The organism is Streptomyces sp. AC627_RSS907 (genome assembly GCF_019049165.1).
In genome coordinates, this window is sequence record NZ_JAGMUE010000121.1 from 1 (window position 1) to 3,721 (window position 3,721).

Sequence of the window (3,721 nt, forward strand, 5' to 3'; positions counted from 1 at the left end):
GGATTCGGCGGCTGGGGTGGTCCGGGCCGGGGTGGCCTGGTCGGGGTTCGGCGGCTGGGGTGGTCGGGGCCGGGGTGGCCTGGTCGGGGTTCGGCGGCTGGGGTGGTCGAGGTCGGGGTGGCCTGGTCGGGGTTCGGTGGTCGGGGCGGTCGGGTGGGGCCGGAGTGGGTGTGGCCGGTGGCGGACCGGTCAGGTGTGTCCTCGCGGTACCTTCGTGATCCGTCGATGAGGAGAGTCACCGTGAGCATGTTCGTACGGCCTGCCGTCGAGGGCGCGGACCCGTTCGGTACGACACGTCTGCGGCGTGGAGTGCTGGACGCCTGGGCGACCAGCCCGGCCCGGTTCCGTGAGGACGCCAACGCGGAGGAGGACCTCGTCCTCGGCGGCTACCGCGACCGGCTGGTCGTCGAGCTGGCGCAGAACGCCGCGGACGCCGCCGCCCGGGCCGGCGTGCCCGGCCGGCTCAGGCTCACCCTGCGCGACGGCGTCCTCGTCGCCGCCAACACCGGCGCCCCGCTGGACGCGGCCGGCGTCGAGTCGCTGTCCACCCTGCGCGCCTCCGCCAAGCGGGACGCCGGGGACAGCGCGGTCGGCCGGTTCGGGGTCGGCTTCGCCGCCGTCCTGGCCGTCACCGACGAGCCCGCCGTCGTCGGCCGGCACGGCGGGGTGCGCTGGTCCCTGGCCGAGGCCCGTGACCTGGCCGCCGACACCGCGCGGCACAGTCCCGGCCTGGGCGACGAGATCCGGCGGCGCGACGGACACGTCCCGCTGCTGCGCCTGCCGTTCCCCGCCGAGGGCAGCGCCCCCGACCCGTACGACACCGCCGTCATCCTCCCGTTGCGCGACACGGCCGCCGCCGACCTCGCCGAACGGCTCCTGCACGCCGTGGACGACGCCCTGCTCCTCGCCCTGCCGGGGCTTCAGGAGGTGGTGGTCGAGGTGGCGGACGACGTGCGCACGCTGTCCCGCCGTGCCGAGGGCCCCCTGACCGTCGTGGACGACTCCCGCGAGGGCGTCACCCACTGGCGCACCGCCGCGGCGCACGGACCCCTCACCCCCGACCTCCTCGCCGACCGGCCGGTGGAGGAGCGACTGCGCCCGCACTGGTCCGTGACGTGGGCGGTCCCCGTGGACGCCGACGGCAGCCCCGCGCGCCCGCGCACCAGCCCCGTCGTCCACGCGCCCACGCCCAGCGACGAGCCCCTCGGCGTGCCCGCCCTGCTCATCGCGTCCTTCCCGCTGGACTCCACCCGCCGGCACGCCGCGCGCGGCCCGCTGACCGACTTCCTGACCGAGCGGGCCGCGGACGCCTTCGCCGGGCTGCTCGCCGACTGGCGGCCGGTCGCCACCGGGCTCATCGACCTCGTGCCCGGCCCGCTGGGCAAGGGCGAGCTGGACGGCGCGCTGCGGCAGGCGATCCTCGGACGGCTGCCGCGCACCTCCTTCCTGCCGCCCGCCGCGCAGCCGCGCGAGGACGACCCCGACCTGCCCGAATCCCTGCGGCCCCGCGACGCGGAGGTGGTGGAGGGCGCGGGCGGCGACACCGTGCGGGTCCTCGCCGAGGTGCTGCCCACCCTGCTGCCCGCCGGCCTCGAACGGCGTGCGGAGCTGCGCACGCTGGGCGTGGCCCGGGTGCCGCTGACGGACGCGATCGACCGCCTGGCCGGACTGGAGAAGGACCCCGCCTGGTGGCGCAGGCTCTACGAGAGCCTCGCCGGGGTCGATCCCGACCGGCTGTCCGGGCTGCCCGTGCCGCTCGCGGACGGCCGTACGACCATCGGCCCCCGGCAGGTACTCCTGCCCTCCCCCCAGGCCGTCTCCCTGGACCCGGAGGTCCTCACCCGCCTCGGCCTGAAGGTCGCCCACCCGGATGCCGCCCATCCGCTCCTGGAGAAGCTCGGCGCCCTCCCGGCCACCCCGCGTGCCGTACTCACCACCCCGCAGGTGCGCGCCGCCGTCGCCGCGTCCCTGGACGACGAGGGCGGCACGAGCTGGGAGGAGGACACCCTCGACGCCGACGAACTGGCCGACACCGTCCTCGGCCTGGTGCGCGACGCCGGGCTCGAACCCGGGGACGAGCCGTGGCTCGGCGCGCTCGCCCTGCCCGACGAGGACGGCGAGCTCTCCCCGGCGGGCGAACTCGTCTTCCCCGGTGGCGCCTTCGCCCAGGTCATGCGCGAGGGTGAACTCGCCGCCGTGGACGCGGAGCTGGCGCGGAGGTGGGGGCCGGAGCCGCTGGCCGCCTGCGGTGTCCTCGTGACCTTCGCCCTCGTCCGCGCCACCGACGTCGTCCTCGATCCGGACGAACTGGAGCCCCGCGAGGGCGACTTCGCCGAGCCGGACGACGCGGGCCTGCTGGACGCCGTGGACGTCTGGAGCGAGGACGTCCTCGACCGCTTCCCGGACACCCCCGTGCCACCGGTCGCCACCGAGATCGTCGCCGTGCGCGACCTGGACCTCGTGGCCGACGACCGGTGGCCGCAGGCCCTCGCGCTGCTGTCGCAGCCGCCCCTGCGCGACGCGCTCGTCCAGCCCGTGCGCGTCCTCCTGCCCGACGGCACCCACGAGGTGGTGCGGCCGTACACCGCGTGGTGGCTGCGCGGGCACCCGGTGCTCGGCGGGCGCCGCCCGGCCGGTCTGCGCGCGTCGGGCGGCGACCCGCTCCTGCGCGGCCTGTACGACGAGGCCGACGCCACCGGCTTCGAGGACGAGCAGGTGTTGCGGGCGCTGGGCGTACGCACGTCGGTGACGGCCCTCCTCGACGAGCCGGGCGGCGCGGCCGAGCTGCTGGACCGGCTCGCCGACCCGGACCGTCCGGTCACGGCCGCCCAACTGCACGCCCTGTACGGCGCGCTGGCCGAGCTGGACCCGGAGCGGGTGACCCTGCCGGACGAGGTGCGGGCCGTGGTGGACGGCCGGGTGGAGGTGGTGGACGCCGCCGACGCCGTGGTGGTCGACTCGCCCGACCTGCTGCCGTTCACCTCGGGCGTCCCGCTGCTGCCCGTACGGCCGGCGCGGGCCGCCGAACTGGCGGAGCTGTTCCAGGTACGGCGGCTGAGCGAGTCCGTCACCGGCCGGGTGGACTCCCGGGGCGCCGAGCACGACGTACCGGAGCCGGTGCGGGTGCTGCTCGGGGCGCGGACCCCGGCGTCGTACGTGGAGCACGAGGAGCTGGTCGTCGACGGCGTGGAGATCGACTGGCGGCTGACGGACGACGGCGTGCTGCACGCCGCGACCCTGGAGGGCGTCGCCGCCGGGCTCGCCTGGGCGGCCGGTCAGTGGCCGCGCCGCTTCGAGGTCGCGGCGCTCCTGGAGGACCCGTCGCGGACGCAGGAACTGGCCCGCGACCGCTGGTTCGACTAGGGCCGGTCCGTCGGGCCCTGCCAGGGCACCCTTGCGGACGTGAGCACTCGGCGGGTGAGTGTCCTTACCCCGCTCTTCTGAGCGGGGTAAGGACACTCACCCGCCGAGTGCTCACGCTTTTCCGGACAGGCAGGGTCTCCCCGGCGGAACCGCCGCCGCCCCGCCGGCCACGGCTAGGCCCAATGCCGGTGACTTAGTTGGCCTGCTCTCGTTGGTTGTGGTGTGGCGAGGGTGGGGCAGGTCAAGTCGCCTGCGGGTGAGCGGTTGTCGGACCGGATTGCGATTGGGGTGCTGACGCGGGCGTTTCCGCCGCAACTGATCGATGAGGTGGTCGCGGAGACCGGGCGGGGCGAGCTGC

Annotated in this window: 1 protein-coding gene; it reads left to right on the forward strand. The window is 76.2% G+C overall.

The genetic code is table 11. The features are described 5' to 3' along the window. The first annotated feature begins 240 nt into the window (after nt 1-240). Complete coding sequence (locus KUM32_RS25915; RefSeq protein WP_217144373.1) at nt 241-3,363, forward strand: sacsin N-terminal ATP-binding-like domain-containing protein; 3,123 nt, start codon at nt 241-243, stop codon at nt 3,361-3,363. Nucleotides 3,364-3,721 lie beyond the last annotated feature (358 nt).